Annotated in this window: 1 protein-coding gene; it reads right to left on the bottom strand. The window is 61.3% G+C overall.

Annotation, left to right across the window (positions count from 1 at the left end; translation table 11 throughout):
* Position 1: 1 nt before the first annotated feature.
* Positions 2 to 1,177 carry an elongation factor Tu gene (gene tuf / locus ICI42_RS23425; protein ID WP_188167023.1) on the bottom strand — a complete coding sequence of 392 codons (1,176 nt, stop codon included), beginning with the start codon at positions 1,175 to 1,177 and terminating at the stop codon, positions 2 to 4.

Genomic DNA, 1,177 nt, shown 5'->3' with positions numbered 1-1,177 from the left:
ATTACTCGACGATAGCTGCGACGATGCCTGCACCGACGGTGCGGCCGCCTTCACGGATGGCGAAGCGCAGGCGCTCTTCCATCGCGATCGGCACGATCAGCTCGACATCGACCGTGATGTTGTCGCCCGGCATCACCATTTCGGTGCCTTCCGGCAGCGTCACGATGCCCGTCACGTCCGTCGTGCGGAAGTAGAACTGCGGACGGTAGTTGGTGAAGAACGGCGTATGACGGCCACCCTCTTCCTTCGTCAGGATGTAGGCTTCAGCCTTGAACTTCTTGTGCGGCTTCACCGAACCCGGCTTGGCCAGAACCTGGCCGCGCTCGACGCCTTCACGGTCGACGCCGCGCAGCAGCGCACCGATGTTGTCGCCGGCCTGGCCCTGATCGAGCAGCTTGCGGAACATTTCGACGCCCGTGCAGATCGTCTTCGAGGTCGGGCGGATGCCGACGATCTCGAGTTCTTCGCCGACCTTGACGATGCCACGCTCGACGCGACCCGTCACGACCGTGCCGCGGCCCGAGATCGAGAACACGTCTTCGATCGGCATCAGGAACGGCTTGTCGATCGGACGCTCAGGCGTCGGGATGTAGTCGTCAACCGCAGCCATCAGCTCGCGGATCGCGTCTTCGCCCAGCTTCTTGTCCTTGTCCTGAAGCGCTGCAACAGCCGAACCCTTGATCATCGGAATGTCGTCGCCCGGATATTCGTACTTCGACAGAAGCTCGCGAACTTCCAGCTCGACCAGCTCCAGAAGCTCTTCGTCGTCGACCAGGTCGACCTTGTTCAGGAACACGACCAGTGCCGGAACGCCGACCTGACGGGCGAGCAGGATGTGCTCGCGGGTCTGCGGCATCGGGCCGTCGGCAGCCGAAACCACCAGGATCGCGCCGTCCATCTGCGCAGCACCCGTGATCATGTTCTTCACATAGTCGGCGTGGCCGGGGCAATCGACGTGAGCGTAGTGACGGTTCGCCGTCTCATATTCGACGTGAGCCGTCGAAATGGTGATGCCGCGCGCCTTCTCTTCGGGAGCAGCGTCGATCTGGTCATACGCCTTGTACTCGCCAAAGTACTTCGTGATCGCCGCCGTCAGCGACGTCTTGCCATGGTCGACGTGACCAATCGTGCCAATGTTCACATGAGGCTTATTACGCTCGAATTTACCTTTTGCCAT

Source organism: Oryzicola mucosus (assembly GCF_014534685.1).
GTDB classification, from domain to species: Bacteria; Pseudomonadota; Alphaproteobacteria; order Rhizobiales; family Rhizobiaceae; genus Oryzicola; species Oryzicola mucosus.
Note: the sequence above shows the minus strand (reverse complement) of the source record. Positions and strands in the feature narration are given on the sequence as shown.

What these genes read in the sequence shown, in the direction of transcription:
- tuf (WP_188167023.1), bottom strand. Translation starts at nt 1,177, where the DNA reads ATGGCAAAAGGTAAATTCGAGCGTAATAAGCCTCATGTGAACATTGGC.